General features: G+C 44.3%; 15 protein-coding genes. 10 read left to right on the top strand and 5 right to left on the bottom strand.

Annotated features, from left to right (window positions below):
- The first annotated feature begins 28 nt into the window (after positions 1–28).
- From J5O05_RS18555 to J5O05_RS22105, 7 genes are all read left to right on the top strand, one after another.
- On the top strand, positions 29–487 hold the full coding sequence (locus J5O05_RS18555; RefSeq protein WP_208845106.1) for an efflux RND transporter periplasmic adaptor subunit: 459 nt from the start codon (positions 29–31) through the stop codon (positions 485–487).
- Complete coding sequence (locus J5O05_RS18550; RefSeq protein WP_208845105.1) at positions 450–1,286, top strand: efflux RND transporter periplasmic adaptor subunit; 837 nt, start codon at positions 450–452, stop codon at positions 1,284–1,286. Before J5O05_RS18555 ends, J5O05_RS18550 begins: the two co-directional genes overlap by 38 nt.
- Before the next feature lie 18 nt (positions 1,287–1,304).
- Positions 1,305–2,015 (top strand): ABC transporter ATP-binding protein, encoded by a 711-nt coding sequence (locus J5O05_RS18545; RefSeq protein WP_208845104.1) that lies wholly within the window; start codon positions 1,305–1,307, stop codon positions 2,013–2,015.
- 9 nt (positions 2,016–2,024) lie between these two features.
- Positions 2,025–4,439, top strand: a complete 2,415-nt coding sequence (locus tag J5O05_RS18540) for an ABC transporter permease (protein ID WP_208845103.1) — start codon at positions 2,025–2,027, stop codon at positions 4,437–4,439.
- Between the two features lie 99 nt (positions 4,440–4,538).
- A complete protein-coding gene (locus tag J5O05_RS18535) occupies positions 4,539–5,912 on the top strand; it encodes a sigma-54-dependent transcriptional regulator (protein ID WP_208845102.1) in 1,374 nt (457 codons plus the stop codon).
- 11 nt (positions 5,913–5,923) lie between these two features.
- Positions 5,924–6,823, top strand: coding sequence for a PAS domain-containing protein (locus J5O05_RS18530; protein WP_208845101.1), 900 nt, complete (start codon positions 5,924–5,926; stop codon positions 6,821–6,823).
- Between the two features lie 10 nt (positions 6,824–6,833).
- On the top strand, positions 6,834–7,217 hold the full coding sequence (locus J5O05_RS22105) for a sensor histidine kinase (protein WP_244370164.1): 384 nt from the start codon (positions 6,834–6,836) through the stop codon (positions 7,215–7,217).
- Between the two features lie 132 nt (positions 7,218–7,349).
- Here the strand turns inward: J5O05_RS22105 and J5O05_RS18525 are convergent, their stop codons facing one another.
- From J5O05_RS18525 to J5O05_RS18505, 5 genes are all read right to left on the bottom strand, one after another.
- The gene (locus J5O05_RS18525) at positions 7,350–8,495 is read right to left on the bottom strand and encodes a porin (protein ID WP_208845100.1); all 1,146 of its coding nucleotides are present in this window, start codon (positions 8,493–8,495) and stop codon (positions 7,350–7,352) included.
- A gap of 9 nt (positions 8,496–8,504) precedes the next feature.
- Positions 8,505–8,942 carry a type 2 periplasmic-binding domain-containing protein gene (locus tag J5O05_RS18520; protein ID WP_341874733.1) on the bottom strand — a complete coding sequence of 146 codons (438 nt, stop codon included), beginning with the start codon at positions 8,940–8,942 and terminating at the stop codon, positions 8,505–8,507.
- Between the two features lie 519 nt (positions 8,943–9,461).
- A complete protein-coding gene (locus tag J5O05_RS18515; RefSeq protein WP_208845099.1) occupies positions 9,462–10,913 on the bottom strand; it encodes a DEAD/DEAH box helicase in 1,452 nt (483 codons plus the stop codon).
- Between the two features lie 165 nt (positions 10,914–11,078).
- A complete protein-coding gene (locus J5O05_RS18510) occupies positions 11,079–11,750 on the bottom strand; it encodes a hypothetical protein (RefSeq protein ID WP_208845098.1) in 672 nt (223 codons plus the stop codon).
- 2 nt (positions 11,751–11,752) lie between these two features.
- Positions 11,753–12,469: a hypothetical protein gene (locus J5O05_RS18505; protein WP_208845097.1), complete on the bottom strand. Its 717-nt coding sequence runs from the start codon at positions 12,467–12,469 to the stop codon at positions 11,753–11,755.
- Positions 12,470–12,756: 287 nt separating this feature from the next.
- Here J5O05_RS18505 and J5O05_RS18500 point away from each other — a divergent pair, with 287 nt between their 5' ends.
- The 3 genes from J5O05_RS18500 (at position 12,757) to J5O05_RS18490 (ending at position 15,213) form a co-directional block, all read left to right on the top strand.
- Positions 12,757–13,155, top strand: a complete 399-nt coding sequence (locus J5O05_RS18500; protein ID WP_208845096.1) for a hypothetical protein — start codon at positions 12,757–12,759, stop codon at positions 13,153–13,155.
- 73 nt (positions 13,156–13,228) lie between these two features.
- The gene (locus tag J5O05_RS18495; protein WP_208845095.1) at positions 13,229–13,918 is read left to right on the top strand and encodes a response regulator transcription factor; all 690 of its coding nucleotides are present in this window, start codon (positions 13,229–13,231) and stop codon (positions 13,916–13,918) included.
- A complete protein-coding gene (locus tag J5O05_RS18490; RefSeq protein ID WP_208845094.1) occupies positions 13,915–15,213 on the top strand; it encodes a HAMP domain-containing sensor histidine kinase in 1,299 nt (432 codons plus the stop codon). Before J5O05_RS18495 ends, J5O05_RS18490 begins: the two co-directional genes overlap by 4 nt.
- The last annotated feature ends 192 nt before the right edge of the window (positions 15,214–15,405 follow it).

Here is a 15,405-nt window from a genome sequence, read left to right as displayed (position 1 = left end):
CAACATGTAGACTCAGTGGACGTAAGCAATGGATTATTTAAATACAACAACGACAAAAAAATTTCCCACCAAACGTATCGTGGTAGTTGGAAGCCTGTTTGTAGCGTTAATTGCAGGGGTTTGGACTCTGAAGTCACAAATCACTCAAGCGTCGGTAAGCAAAAACAGTGTACTTACCGCTCGCGTCCAACAAGGAGAATTCACCATCAAAGTCGCGGCGCCCGGAGTACTGGTACCCGAAGACATACGTTGGGTAGCTAGCAACGTAGAAGGGAAAGTCGAACGGATTTTGAAAAAGCCAGGAGCCGTCGTTTCGCAAGGTGATTTGATTGTTGAACTAACAAACCCTGAACTTCAACAAAAGGTAGAAGAGCTCAACTGGGAGCGCCAAGCGCTGAGCGCTGAGTCTCAATGCATTAAGTACGGATCAGCAAACGCGATTGCTCGACATGAAAGCAGCGGTTGCCAAAACCAAAATGCAATATGAGCAAGCACGTATGCGCTTAAATGCGGAAGAAATCCTGATTAATCAGGGCAATGCTACGGTCTCGAAACTGGATTTTGAAAGCTCAAAATTAACCGTAGCTCAACTGAAAGAAACGCTCGACATCGACAATCAACGAACCGAGCAATTGCGTAAAAATCTAGCCGCTCAACTTGCAGCCCACCAAGCGCGGCTATCTAAGCTGGATAAAACCATTGAACGCGCTGAATTTGAACTCGCTTCGCTGCAAGTAAAAGCGCCTCTAGACGGTGTATTGCAAGCCATGCCATTAGAACTTGGGCAACGAGTTTCACTGGGTAGCAATGTGGCGAAGTTCGCCAAAGCAGGAGACCTTATTGCTGAATTAAAAGTACCCGAGCTTAAAGCGTCAAACGTTGTCGTAGGGCAGAAAGTGATCATCGACACGCGTTTTAGCGAAATCGAGGGGACAGTTTCTCGTATCGACCCTGCTGTAACGCAAGGCACTGTTCAAGTGGATGTGACATTCAATCAGGCACTGCCACCTGAAGCGAGACCTGATTTATCCGTTGACGGCGAAATTGTGATTAATGCTAAAGCAAACGCACTTTACATTAAGCGCCCTTCCGCCTCACAAGAAAACCGAACCATGCCGATTTTCAAGTTAAATCCAACTGGTTCTATCGCCGAGAAAACCGCGGTGACCTTTGGTTTAGCCTCCAGTACAGAAATTGAAGTCGTTGCAGGGCTAACAAAAGGCGACACGGTCATTATTTCTGAACAAACACAACTAGCGCGTCACGAATCAATCACGTTAAACTAATTTTAGAGGGACTACGTCATGAATCATTTGATAGAACTAAACAATATTAAAAAAGTCTTCGTTAGCGATGACGTTGAAACACACGCACTTACTGACATTCACTTAGTGATCAATAAAGGCGAATACGTGTCAATTTCTGGCCCTTCGGGTTGTGGTAAATCGACATTACTGTCCATCCTTGGATTACTCGACACGGCCACGTCAGGCCTGCACAAATTAGCCGGCCACGTTGTCGGTGACTTAGACAATAAGTCTCGAGCACTTGTGCGAAACAAAGAAATTGGATTTATTTTTCAGTCCTTTAACTTAATTAGTGAGTTAACGGTGGTTGAAAACATCGAATTACCATTAACCTACCGCAAAGACATCGACAAAAAAACGCGTCGTGCGTTGGCTGAAGCCGCCCTTAAGAAGGTCGATATGAGTCATCGCTCTACACATTATCCTTCGCAACTATCCGGTGGTCAGCAACAACGTGTTGCAGTCGCTCGAGCAATTGTCGGCGCACCATCGCTCATTCTTGCAGATGAACCGACAGGTAACTTGGATTCGAAAAATGCAAAACTAGTGATGGACTTGTTAGACACATTACACGAAGAAGGTGCAACTATTTGTATGGTCACGCATGACCCTCGAGGTGCTCAGCGTGCGCGACGGGTAATTGAAGTCTTTGATGGTCGTATCATTGCGGACTCTGGCGCTCGTACTCAAACCACTGAAGTGGCGTAGGAGGTTGTTATGTTTGATGATATCCGCTATGCCATGAGACGTTTGCTAAAAACGCCTAAATTCAGTGCTCTAACAATATTCGTTATGACGACAGGCTTAAGCCTTTGTATTTTTATGGTCGGATTTTTGCAGTCTACATTACTTGCTCCCCTTCCATTTGAACACGGTGAAAAAGTGCGCAAAGTGACCACGGTTGTCGATGGGGTCATTTATGATGGTGCAACGCTTCGCTTGCATGAGTTTGAAGAACTCCGTGAGAAACAACAAATTTTCTCACAGATTGATGCCTACAAAATTTTAGGTGTGAATTTAAGCACCAGCGATAAAGTCATGCGCTATGAAACGCATTACGTTACCCCTACTTTCTTCTCAATGTCTGATGGTCATGCAACCCTTGGTCGTCTATTTGAGCCAATGGATTTGGAAGAAGGCCACGATAATGTTGCGGTACTAAGCTACGTGCTGTGGCAGGAGTTATATGCGGGCAACGAGCAAATCATTGGTGAAAAACTGCGTATTAACGGCGAAAACTATACGGTCATCGGTGTTACAAGCCAAGGTTACCGCTTTCCAGGCTCTGCCAAACTGTATTTACCTTTTACAGATACAACGCACGGCGTGAAACGGGAAAATTCACCTTACGTTGCAGTACACGGCTTGCTACGCGATAGCGTAAGTGACGCACAAGCAATGACATTTATTCAGCAGTTTTTCACAGAGTTAAAAGAGCAATACCCAGAACTAAACTCAAACATTCAAGGCTACATTTGGACCTATCAAGATGAAATGGTGGGTAACGGCGGTGAAGGCATTCTAACTACCATGATGATTTCCGTCGCCCTCATTTTGCTACTCGCCTGTATCAACGTCAGTAATTTGCTGTTGTCCCGCGCTATCGAACAGAATAAAGAAATTGCCATTCGCAGTGCGTTAGGTGCGCCTCGTGCGACGCTCATCAAACAAATGATGTGGGAAAGCGTGATCATCTGCTGTGTTTCAGGGCTTTTTTCTATCTTGATTGCTGGATTTACAGTGAACCTAAGCGTGCAATATTTCTCGACTGGTATGCCAATCGAAGCACCTTACTACTGGCATGAAAACATGACGTCGGACACATTGTTCGCCGCAGTCGCAATTTGTATTGCCACTATTTTTGTTACTGGCTTTTTACCAGCTTGGCGTGCAAGTAAAACTGACATCAATGCCGTCCTTCGTGATGGTACACGCGGCGCACAAAGCAAGGGCACAGGCCGTTTGAGTAAAATCATCGTCATCTCAGAAGTAGCCCTGTCATGCGCATTAATTTTAGTCTCCGTATCAATGGTGAACGCAGTCGGTGAACTCGAAAAGGCAGATTATGGTGTTGCTTCAAAAGGCTACCTGACTGCGCGCGTCGGGTTAGATCCAAACCGTTACGCAACGACTGAGAGCCGTATCCAATATTATGAGAATCTGAAAGATTTACTGAAACAAGACCCAAATGTGACAGGCGTAGCCTATGCTTCCTCTTTACCACACACGTGGGGTTATTTGACTAACTTTGCACTGGAGCAGTTTGATTACGGTAAAGAGCCAAATTATCCATCGGCGAACCTAAACTTGGTCGATACTGAGTTCAATGAAACACTGGATCTCACCTTGGTTGAAGGTCGCTGGTTCACACCACAAGACAATGAAACATCTCCAATGGTTGCCGTTGTTTCACAAAACTTTGTGGACAAGTATTACCCTAACGAATCACCTATTGGTAAGCGTTTTGTGTGGGTAGATGAAGACGATGCTCCTTGGATAACTATCATAGGCGTGTCAGAAAACGTGATTTTCGGTCAGCCTGTTGAAGGCAATAAAATTCGCAGCTCAGTATTCGTGCCGTACAAACAAAGTCCACGCCGCAACATGCTGCTGGCCATTACCTCGAACGGCGATCCTGATTTACTGCGCAGCTCGCTAAACCGCGCAGCTTTACAACTGGACAAAGACACGCCAGCGTATTCAGTCAAAGCGGTTGAAGTTGCGATTGCTGAACGTATCGGAGGTATGAACTTTGTTAGCCGTATTTTCTTAAGCTTTGCTATCGCTTCTATGGTTTTAGCGTTCAGTGGCATTTACGGCGTAATGGCCAACTCGATTGCACAAAAACGTCAAGAAGTGGGCGTGCGTCGGGCACTCGGCGCGTCAGATTCTGATGTTCTGAGACATTTTACAATCAAAGGAATGAAACAATTATCGATAGGTTTACTTGTTGGCTTACCCGCGGGGTTTGGCCTAGTCACACTCATGGCACAAGCAGGCATCGCATCTGGTTCTGTCGCTATTTTCATTGCCGTACCAACGCTTATCTTACTTGTGGTGGTGTGTGCGGTTTACTTCCCTGTAAGACATTCTCTCGCATTTGAACCCGCAGTAGCACTTCGCGACGAATAAGTCTTGCCACTTCGTGAGCATTTACCCTCTGGGGTAAATGCTCACTTTTCACTTTCGTTTGAAAACAGTAGACTAGAGTCAGAATATATAGGGAATACTATGAAGCAAGTTCTTGTTTGCGATGATGATCCGAGTATCGTCAGTGCGCTACGTTTACTCCTAAAAAGCGAAGGCTTCACCGTTGTAACCGCGTCTTCACCAGCCGAAGCTGAATTTTTTGTTAAGAGTAAAGAAATCGATTTAGCGTTAATCGATCTCAACTATCACCGAGATACCACGTCTGGTGATGAAGGTATTGCCCTCATTAAAGCGTTAAAAGCAATCGACTCAGATCTCGCGGTTGTTACCATGACAGGCTGGGCAAGCATCGACATCGCCGTGTCCGTCATGCAAGCTGGTGCGGGTGATTTCATCCAAAAACCGTGGGAAAACGAACGACTTCTCTCTATTTTAAACACGCAGCTCGCACTTCGCGCCAAAAATAAAGAAAACTCACTGTTAGCCGCGGAGAACCATGCGTTAAAACAATCATTAGAACCGTTAGGCAAAGTGGAGTTGATAGCCCACTCAATGGCGATGCAAACCCTACTTCAGCAACTTGCACCGCTGGCCAATTCGGACCTCAACATTCTCATTACCGGTGAAAACGGCACAGGTAAAAGCTTACTCGCAGAATACATTCACCATCTCAGTCCTCGCAATCACGCGCGTTTTGTCTCAATTAATATGGGGGCAATAACGGACACTTTGTTTGAGAGTGAGATGTTCGGTCACACGAAAGGCGCATACACGGACGCAAAAGAACAACGTGTAGGTCGTTTTGAACTTGCGAACGGCGGCACATTGTTTATGGATGAAGTCGGAAATATTCCCCTGAGCCAGCAAGGTAAATTACTCCGAGTGCTGGAATCAAAACAGTTTGAAAAGGTCGGTTCGAGCAAAACTCAAATTGCCGACGTGCGGATTGTCAGCGCAACCAATGCAGACCTCGACATAATGGTCAACAATAAAACCTTCCGACAAGATTTATACTATCGACTTAATACCTTCGTCGTGACGCTTCCGCCGCTCAGAACACGGAAGGAAGACATTATCCCCCTTGCTGAACAACAACTTAGATTAGCTGCAACTCGCCAACGGAAACCCGTTCCTCGCCTGTCTGAGTCAGCTCTTCAGGCTCTTGAACAATATGAGTGGCCTGGTAACGTACGTGAGTTATCGCATACCATGGAACGCGCAGCCTTGTTAGCCACAACCGAAATCGGTGTAGAACACCTTATGTTGTCTTCCTCGGCACCTACGCCCAATCAAAGTACACGTAGTGACTTTGGCGAGCGAACGATGGACGACATTGAAAAGGAAATTATTACCGCCCGATTGAATGCTCACAAAGGCAATGCCGTGACGGCTGCTAAATCGCTCGGGCTTAGTCGTAGTGCGTTTTATCGACGTCTCGAAAAGTTTGAAATCTAGATAGGGACTATATGCCATTTGAAAAGCAAATTACGCGCCTGATAGCTTGGTTGTTTATACCCTGTTTTATCACGCTTTGTAGCGTGCTGTATGTCGCGAAGCTAAACCTCTATTTAACTTTGCTGATAATCAGCCTTGTCTTTCTCTCGGCGTGTGTGGCTTACCAATTGCTGCATAAAAAGCTGCAAGATCAATTCGTGCAACTGGGCAATATTATCGAAGCACTCAATCAAGGTGACTTTACATTGCGCGCTAAAAGTCTGGCCACTGATTCCGCCCATTCGCAGTTGCTCCGTGAAATTAATCGTCTTGCTGATACTTTGTCATCTGAAAGGTTTGAATTCAAAGAAAGCCAACTTTTGCTTGCAAAACTATTAAAAGAAATTGATGTGGCGATTTTAGCCTGTGATGGTTCAGGTCGAATTACGCTGGCCAATCCAGCCACGACGAAGCTGTTTTCACTAAGCGAAAACAAGCTAACTTCCTACAACCTGCACGAACTGGGTCTTGCGCACTTACTCAGCAGCCAATCAAATGCATTGGTGAGTTTAAGTTCTGCACAAGGTGGCCGCTGGCACTTATTTAAAGATCAATTCCGCGATAAAGGTGAGCAACAAACCCTGTTTATTTTGTCTGACGTGGAAGTTTTATTGAGTAGAGAAGAGCAATCTGCCTGGAAAAATCTCGTGCGCGTTTTAAGTCATGAAGTCAACAACTCGTTGTCGCCAATAGTCTCCATCAGTGCGACACTAAAGAAAATATCATCCAATGCGGACCTCGACACAGAGCCTCAAAGAAGATTTAAACGATGGACTGACGCTTATTGGAGAACGGGCAAATCGACTACATGGGTTTATCAATGCCTATCGTTCCGTAACGCAGTTACCCGAACCCAAGCTGGAAACCATTAAACTTGCTCAATTGCTCGATGCACTAGCTGCGTTGCTTCCATATCAAATTGATATACAGAATCGTTTAACCGATACGTCATTGCAAGCCGACCCAAGCCAACTTGAACAATGTTTCATTAATTTATTAAAGAATGCTCACGAAGCAGCGCCAAACAGACCGATACAAATCAACGTATACACCGAAGCCGGCTATCATCACATCACTATCCAAGACCAAGGTCCTGGCATTCAAAATCAGGCGAATTTATTCGTTCCATTGTTTACAACTAAACAAGGTGGAACGGGTCTAGGCCTCGTGCTTAGCAAGCAAATCGTACAAGCTCATGGAGGCCGACTTACGCTTGAAAACACGCAACCAACAGGGTGTAAGGTAACGGTTAGCCTGCCCAATTAATTGGCCGTTGAAAGCACAAGAACAAGAAAAATCTGAGTGTACCAGTCATCAATGCTCAGAACTTAAACCAATCGAAATGCATAACACGAAGTGCACCGTTTGCCCTCAAACCGTGCACTTCGTGTTAGTGGTTTAGAAGATAAAATCAACACCAATGGAAACAGCTCGTGAATCACCGTGATACGCCCAACCAGTGGCTTTGTCGCCTTGATCTACAAAGTTGTCGTACTGAATTTTCAAGGCCGCACTCGGATAGAAGTTATATCTCAAACCATAACTCAGTAGATAATGTTCTTCTAAATCGTCTGTTGGCACTTTCTTACGCTTATGATCCGCTTTAGAGTAGGAAATATATGGTTGGAATTTATCGATGTTGTAGACGACAGACACCAAATACGTTGGGAATTCTGTGCCGTACGCATCATCATACTTAACTAAGTTCCAATCAAATAACACCGTAATGGGGTTAAAGTTAACCGAACCACCAAAGCCTAAAAACTCTTGCGTAAAGTGTGGAGAATCCGTAGACGTTCCATCTGCGTTAACGGTTGTTCTGTCGCGATCATTAGTGAAATACACCAGTCTGACGTCAAAGTTGTCACCTGACACATTCCAGTTAAACCCAAGAATGTCTTTCCAGAATTCATCTACTGACCGTGCATTACCTCCATACAAGCGATCGTAGTATTTCATCTCTTTGTTGTCGTACGAATACTCATTTCCGTAGAACACCATTACATTGCTGGCATAATCCCCAAGCGTGAAATCATAAATTGCAGACACCCCATTAAATTGGGTGACTTGCCACCAATATAAGTTTGAAGGCGGACGCATCCACGGATACGCAAACCCAACTTCAGAAAATTCTGAAAAGTAATACATTGGTATGTTGCGACGTCCTGCCAAAATCGTCCATTGTTCTGAAGGTTTATACGTTAGGTAGTACCAGTCAAACTCAGGACTAAAATCATCCGTTCCTTTCGCGACAAGTTGTGCAGTGAAATCAAGCTGTTCGCCCAAACTGGTAGTCGCTTGCAGTGCTATCATGGATTCTGCATTGAATGTGAGGTCGTTAGTGTATTGCCCTACATCATAAAAGTCGGCCGTAAAGGTTTCATCCCGTGTTTGACCAGGATTTAACGGGTCATCCACTGTCCCAAGTGTTTTACCTGCCACAAGACTGCCATACCCCGAAAACTTAATGTCCGCATAGCTGACTGAAGTAAATAGGGCCGCTGCCATTGAAACTGCGTAACCTAAATATTTTGCTTTAAACATACCCTTTCCTTAAAAAGTGGCGACCACTTTAACATTACCCGTAACTGACGATGCAGCAACGTACGCAATCGCCCCTACGTTACCCGCGACAAACTCAGTAACCTGACCATCCGAATCCAGTTCTTTCGGCTTCGTACCTTTGCCCGTAAATACCAGTTTTGCCCAGTAAGCATTAACTTGAGCACTTGTTCGACCTAATACTTTGTCTTCGAATTCTGAACGCGTTGCTGCACCAGCAGCAAGATTGGTTGGTATGGCAGTTTCACCTGAACTAAATGCTTTTGATTTTCCTAAAAAAATCCGCTCTATTTCCGCTTTATCAAGTGCAACGTTATTACTAGGATGGACTATTACAGCAACTTCTGCAGACACTGCTGGTGACATGGATAACAACATTCCAATAGCACCAATACTGCAAAGCAATCGATTTTTTATAGAACTTTGCATGGGGACTCCTCGACTGAAAGTTATCGGAGTTCGTGTGAAACTTAGTGTTTGGTTATTCAATTGCGAGCAATCAGTTTAACGTGATCAGCCTTGATCCAGCGACATTCAGTTATTGCCTAAATATCGCCGTTTTACGTCCCTAAAATAGTAAAACACAGGAAAACGAATCTCAAAATCTCGCTTTCATCGCAATTTTTAACCTTATTCTAAGTTTTATACGTAACTCACTTGTTAAACTTAGTCCCTTACAGCACTTTTTCCACTAAAACCCAAGCCAAAATAAACAATTTGTTTGAGTAGCGTACTCCAAGCTATTTCAGCACCATATTGATTTTGTGATAGTTGCGGTCAAAGAAAAGAAATGTGAATTGTTGTAGTTTTGACAATTTAGACTTTCATATACAGAATTTGCACGGCATGTCGTCTTTGTGGCTTCCAAGCCAACGTGAACCAAAAAAAGACCCGATACGATGTATCGGGTCTCATAACTCATTGGATGTATTAAGTACCAATCAGCACTTAGCCTTTCGCATTTCTATAATTTCCACGCGCAGGCTTACGAGTGTTTGAACGAGGACTCTTCGCCCAAGGGCTGTTCGAGTTTTCCTGCTTTTTCACCGAATTACCTTCGCCCTGCCCTTGCGGTTTGCGATTGTTCGACTGAGGTTTACGCCTTGCAGGTCTAGGTGCAGGCTTCTGACCGTCCGCTTTCGGCTTTGGCTGAGTCACAGGCTGAGCAGCTGAATTTTTGTTGCCATTCTCTTCGTTTGGCTTCTTTGGTTTTTTCGCCTTTTTCGCTTTAAGTGGGCGAGTATCTAATTTGGACTCCGGTATCGCTTCTTTAGGCTCAAAACCTGCTTCAACTTTACGTGCAATCACTTCTTGAATTAACCGTTCAATACCAAATAGATCCGCAGCATCGTCTTTGGTTACAAACGAAACAGCTTGCCCCGATGCTCCTGCTCGACCAGTACGCCCGATACGGTGAACATAGTCTTCATAGACATTTGGCAAGTCGTAGTTCACAACATGTGGTAGCTCTTGAATATCAAGGCCTCGTGCGACAATATCTGTCGCGACTAATACTCGGACTTCTTGACTCTTAAAGCCGGACAATGCCTTCATTCGCGCATTTTGGCTTTTATTTCCGTGTATTGCTAAAGCAGAAATTTTCGCCTTTTCTAAATCTCGCACTAAATTATTTGCACCGTGTTTGGTGCGAGTAAATACAAGTACTTGTTTCCAATCGTAGGTTTTGATCAAGTGTTTTAAAAGAGCTGCTCGTTTACTCTTATCCACTTCATAAACTAGCTGATCAACACTTTTCGCTGTCGTATTCGCCGGCGCAACTGACACTTCAATTGGGTCATGGATTAACCCTTTTGCAAGCTCGCGGATCTCTTTCGAGAAGGTTGCAGAAAACAAAAGATTTTGCCTACGGTGCGGCAGCAACTTAATGATGCGTTTTATATCGTGTATAAACCCCATGTCTAGCATGCGGTCTGCTTCATCTAGCACCAAAATTTCTAAATGATCAAACTTCACCGCATTTTGCTGATATAGGTCGAGTAATCGGCCTGGTGTCGCCACTAAAATGTCCGCACCACGACGAAGATTCATCATTTGAGGATTTATTTTCACCCCACCGTACACAACCTGACACGAAAGATGCAAATGCTGAGAATACGTCATGACACTTTGCCAAACTTGGTCGGCAAGTTCACGTGTTGGCGTAAGCACTAATGCGCGAACCTGATTTGAACGCGCTTTGTTTCCCTGACTTAATAGTTGCAACATCGGCAGCGTAAAGCCCGCCGTTTTGCCTGTGCCCGTTTGCGCCGCAGCCATTACATCACGGCCCTTTAATATTGCGGGGATCGCTTGAGCCTGAATTGGTGTAGGTTGCACATACCCTTTATCAGAGAGCGCTTGGTTTATTTGTGGCGATAAGCCTAAGTCAGAAAAATGCATTTATAGATACTCAATTTTTGCAGCGCGACAGGATACAGGAAAACACGTCAAAGAAGCAAAAAGAATCATTGAAAGTTACATAAAGCATAGTTCACAGTGGACTGGCGAGACGATATTCTCGATATAGAGGAAAAAGGCCTGCGTTGAGCAAACCCTTCAGCGCATTTATGATAGCGCACCTGACGTACGTTTTTGAATCCACGTTTTTCCGACCCAATAAAATAAGCAGAGTAGAACAAACGCAACAGGAATGATGAGCACGCCATTTTTAACGAGCAAGTCGGGGAAATGTTTTGCTTGCCCCAAAAACACAGCGGCACTTGCCATAAATAATGGAAAAAGCATTCGCCACAGATGTCGAATAAGCATAAATCGTTTAGACACTCGATTTGACAACAAATAACACAAATCTTCACCAAGCGCATACACCGTAATTAGGCCAAACACCGCAAACGCACTAGGTCCAAATCCCCCATTCAAGGTTGAACTAGCGCCAAGTGCAAAGTAGAAATACGATGAGTACCCTGTCACCAGTAGTAGACCGAACACAAACAAGCCCTTACTTAGTTTGATAAGGGCCGCTGTATTACGCCTCATAGCCATGAATGCACTTAAAACTAAATAACAAACTAACCCACCATTTAACATAGATAATGGGATATGTTTAACCCACGCGACGAGGCAACCGCTTAACCCCATAAAGAACATAGTGATAAAAAACACTCGACCAATCCGTTTATGCAGCGCACTGCCTTTCTTTATCGCGATCACACAAAACCCTGAAATGATCCCTATCGTCCCCATCGCAATGTGAAAAATCAGTAGAAACGTCAACATCGCTAAATTTCCTCATGGCTATTTAAAACTGAGTTGGTTTTTACATCGTCTGCAATACCATTCGAGTTTGCTCGAAAGCCATAGAGAATAAAGTACACAGGCATCACCACCTGCGTGATAAAAAGAGGTAATTGGATCGAAACAATAACCGGACCTTGGAAGAACGTGCTGCCGAGTGCAATTAACTGGAGTAAACAAGCCGTCATAGCAAACGCCAGTAGCAACTTTGGTATACGTGTGGCTCGATACAACAAGGCATAAAATAGGAAAAGACTAAAGCTTGAAAAAAAGAGCGACAGGTAGTGTGACTCGTTGCGCTCTGACACGATTAACCTGCGGATAAACTCCATCGACTCGCTAAGCTCGTGTAGTCCTTTTGCCTGAACATCACCGATAAACGCGGTGTAATTCGCAAGATTTGCGTACTCCACTCCGGTTAGAATTAGCCCCAACGACGCAACTAAAATTACAAGTAGACTGAAGATTGGCAGCTGCGACTGGAAGCGCTTTGCCGCAATCACACCCACCACCACGTTGATAAAACTCAGCATTAACGCCATGAGGGTCGCGAAACCTAAGGCGGTCGTCAAGCTAGACATCTCCACCGTAAAAATATCCGATTTGAAAATGCCTAAAAAACGGAAGTTCAAAAACACCCCGCCAGCCATTTGCACCAACAGCAGTCCACCTAAAATCGTACTTAATGTTACCTTTTTCATTCTCGACACCCTTTCTATGTTTATCACGGTCGTGTTGATGCTTTACACAATAATGAAAGGCGACGGCGGCTTGGTTGCGCTGACGTAACGCTATGTAACGGAGTGTAACATCCTTGAATACACCGAACGTTAAACCGAAGTTACGAGAAAAATTGTGTGTCTAGACTCAAAAACAATGGCTGTTACGCTCTGTTACATTCCGTTGCTTTACTGAGAAGAAACCTTTTTTGTACTTGCCATAATGGCAAAACTGCAATTTGCAGGATTGTGAAATAAGGAACTCCATTATGAAGAAATTAGTCTCTATTCTCCTTGTAGTCGTAGCCATGTTTGCCTCAAAACCCACGTTGGCAAACGAGGCCTTAGCGAAACTATTTATTCAAAGTCAGGGATTTACTGAACAGCAAGAAACATTGGCGCTGAACGTGTTTAACGCATTCAAAGCGGTGACGGATGAGGTCAAATCCAGTAAAGGTTCAATCAAACTGTTTTTTATCGATGCCGCCACCAGTGAGCAACTTGATGCAAATGCAGCTTATGAATCGTATAAACAATGGCAAACAAACGTTGATATTCGCGTGTTACACCTTCTAGAATCAATGAGTCAGCTTCATGCCGAATTAACGCCTGAACAAAAACAAGCGTTTATGGCAAAACTCATCAAAGCGAGTAAGAAAGACGATTGATTTTTCGCGAAGGTTAACACCTTCGCGAAAAATCAAATCTAAGTAATTAGTGAACAGGTAGCGTGGTAAAACAATGACAATAAAAGTGCTCATAATCGACGATGATGAAGCTTTGTGTACTCGACTCGAAGCGTACTTCTCAATGTATAGCCTCACGCTCTTGTCTGCTCATTGCGCAGCAGTTGGCTTAACAATGTTGGATACTCAAAAGCCTAATGTCTTGTTATTGGACGTTATGATGCCCGACACAGATGGCTTTGCACTGTGTAAGCAGATCAGAACGACCAGTAACATTCCAATTATTATGCTGACTGCGCGAGGTGAGCTTTCCGACAAAGTGCTTGGGCTTGAGTTAGGTGCGGATGACTATCTTGCCAAACCATTCGAACCTCGAGAACTCGTTGCACGGATCCAAGTATTAATGCGCCGCCATAGTGCCTCACCTGACACGCAGCAAGACCTCTCGTTTGGCGAATTGCAGATTCTGACTGCCAGTCATCAAGCAAAACTAAACGGCCAAGACATCCAACTTACCGGCATGGAATTTAAGCTACTGCACCTTCTTGCAACCCACCCAGGTGAAGTCTTTAATCGCGATCAGCTTTTAAATGAACTAAAAGGCATTGATTCCGACATATACAGTCGCTCGATAGATATCCTGATGAGCCGTTTACGGCAAAAACTACAAGATGACCCTAAACATGTTAAGTACATTAAAACACTTAGAAATGTGGGTTACACCTTCATTGCGAAACCATCATGAAAATTCCACATTTAGGTCTTTTTGGCCGTTTCTTAGTTCTGTTTTCGGTCACCACTGTTTTATTTTCAGTGTGCGTGCTGCTAGGTAGTTTTGCCACAACAGAGCAAGAGGCGAAGCAGTTTGTGAACGAACGCGAATCTCAGCTGTTTGAAATGATCCAGCAGATAGCTCAACGACCGATTGATGAAGTAAAACTCAATTCCGACGCAAAAAGCAATCGCGTTCGCATTATGGTTGAACGTGAAGGTCAACGTTTCGTAACCTCTGGTCACTTTCCCACGATGGAAGCGTTAGCGAAAAACGCCGAGCCGATTGGTCATTTGTATTTTAGTAAATTGAACTCACAATACTATTTATACGCGAATGTTTCTGACACTAATGTGGTCGTCACGTCGCGAATGGTGAATCTCATTGTGTATCCACAGTGGCTCATTCTATGGCCTTGGATTGCCGCGTTTTTGGTGCTCATGACGAGTTATTACATCCTAAAACGGCTGCTCGACCCAATCAATTCCGCTATTGAGAGTGCTAACCGAATTAGCCAAGGCGACCTTAATTATCGCATTGCCTCACACCCAAAATCAGAATTGTCTCGACTCACACTAAGCCTGAACAAAATGGCTGCCGACTTGCAACGGTTGTTTGAGTCAAAAGACGAAATATTAATGGCAATTAGCCACGAACTCCGGACACCACTTGGCAGAATGAACGTGTCTCTTGCCATGCTCGAACAAAATGAAATAACTAAAGATTTAAGTTCCGACATCCAATATATGAATAATCTCATCGGCCAACTTCTAGAAGGCGAACGGCTGCAACAAGGCGCGAGAGTCTTAACGACTTCGACCTACTATTTACCCACATTGATTGAAGACGTCTTAAGCGAAAATGGCCTGCAAGAAAAGGTAACCGTTACAACCCCCCTTCCTGAGGAAGCGATAAAACTCGACGTTGGACGCATTAAATTCGTGTTACGTAATTTACTTCAAAATGCGATAGAACATGGAAAAACACGAAAAAATGTCGAACTTGCCATCAATATTTCTGACGAAACCCTTAGTTTCTCAGTGACCGACCACGGTCAGGGTATTCCGGAGCACATGTTGGAAAACATGTTTACACCTTTTTTTCATGCCGAGAACATCAATCACCGTTCAACCGATGGTGTGGGTTTGGCCCTGTTTTTGTGCAAGCGAATCGCCCAAGCACACGATGGAGAACTAACCGTAACCAACCTAAATCCAAAAGGGTGTGAGTTTAAAATGTCTTTGCCAGTTCAGTGTATAGTGGCTTAATTGGCCTTTCCTATAAAACTAACAACAATGACATGACTATTTGAATTTCAATCAATACCACAGTGCAGAGCCATAACAGCCTGTGGTCAGTTTTGATTTGAGCACCTGTTAGCATAGCTTACAAAGGCGCAGGTGGCTGCTTGGAGAGTTTTCACGCGTTTCTACCTCTTGTAGAGTCTATCCATTTTGCAC

The organism is Pseudoalteromonas xiamenensis, assembly GCF_017638925.1.
Taxonomy (GTDB): Bacteria; Pseudomonadota; Gammaproteobacteria; order Enterobacterales; family Alteromonadaceae; genus Pseudoalteromonas; species Pseudoalteromonas xiamenensis.
The sequence above is the reverse complement of the archived record's forward strand: the minus strand, read 5'-3'. Positions and strand labels throughout refer to the sequence as shown.

Excerpts from the sequence above, each read along its gene's own strand:
- J5O05_RS18490 (WP_208845094.1), top strand. The coding sequence starts at position 13,915 with ATGAAAATTCCACATTTAGGTCTTTTTGGCCGTTTCTTAGTTCTGTTT.
- J5O05_RS18510 (WP_208845098.1), bottom strand. The coding sequence starts at position 11,750 with ATGTTGACGTTTCTACTGATTTTTCACATTGCGATGGGGACGATAGGG.
- J5O05_RS18535 (WP_208845102.1), top strand. The coding sequence starts at position 4,539 with ATGAAGCAAGTTCTTGTTTGCGATGATGATCCGAGTATCGTCAGTGCG.
- J5O05_RS18495 (WP_208845095.1), top strand. The coding sequence starts at position 13,229 with ATGACAATAAAAGTGCTCATAATCGACGATGATGAAGCTTTGTGTACT.
- J5O05_RS18505 (WP_208845097.1), bottom strand. The coding sequence starts at position 12,469 with ATGAAAAAGGTAACATTAAGTACGATTTTAGGTGGACTGCTGTTGGTG.
- J5O05_RS18545 (WP_208845104.1), top strand. The coding sequence starts at position 1,305 with ATGAATCATTTGATAGAACTAAACAATATTAAAAAAGTCTTCGTTAGC.
- J5O05_RS18555 (WP_208845106.1), top strand. The coding sequence starts at position 29 with ATGGATTATTTAAATACAACAACGACAAAAAAATTTCCCACCAAACGT.
- J5O05_RS18500 (WP_208845096.1), top strand. The coding sequence starts at position 12,757 with ATGAAGAAATTAGTCTCTATTCTCCTTGTAGTCGTAGCCATGTTTGCC.
- J5O05_RS18525 (WP_208845100.1), bottom strand. The coding sequence starts at position 8,495 with ATGTTTAAAGCAAAATATTTAGGTTACGCAGTTTCAATGGCAGCGGCC.
- J5O05_RS18515 (WP_208845099.1), bottom strand. The coding sequence starts at position 10,913 with ATGCATTTTTCTGACTTAGGCTTATCGCCACAAATAAACCAAGCGCTC.
- J5O05_RS18550 (WP_208845105.1), top strand. The coding sequence starts at position 450 with ATGAAAGCAGCGGTTGCCAAAACCAAAATGCAATATGAGCAAGCACGT.
- J5O05_RS18540 (WP_208845103.1), top strand. The coding sequence starts at position 2,025 with ATGTTTGATGATATCCGCTATGCCATGAGACGTTTGCTAAAAACGCCT.
- J5O05_RS18530 (WP_208845101.1), top strand. The coding sequence starts at position 5,924 with ATGCCATTTGAAAAGCAAATTACGCGCCTGATAGCTTGGTTGTTTATA.
- J5O05_RS18520 (WP_341874733.1), bottom strand. The coding sequence starts at position 8,942 with ATGCAAAGTTCTATAAAAAATCGATTGCTTTGCAGTATTGGTGCTATT.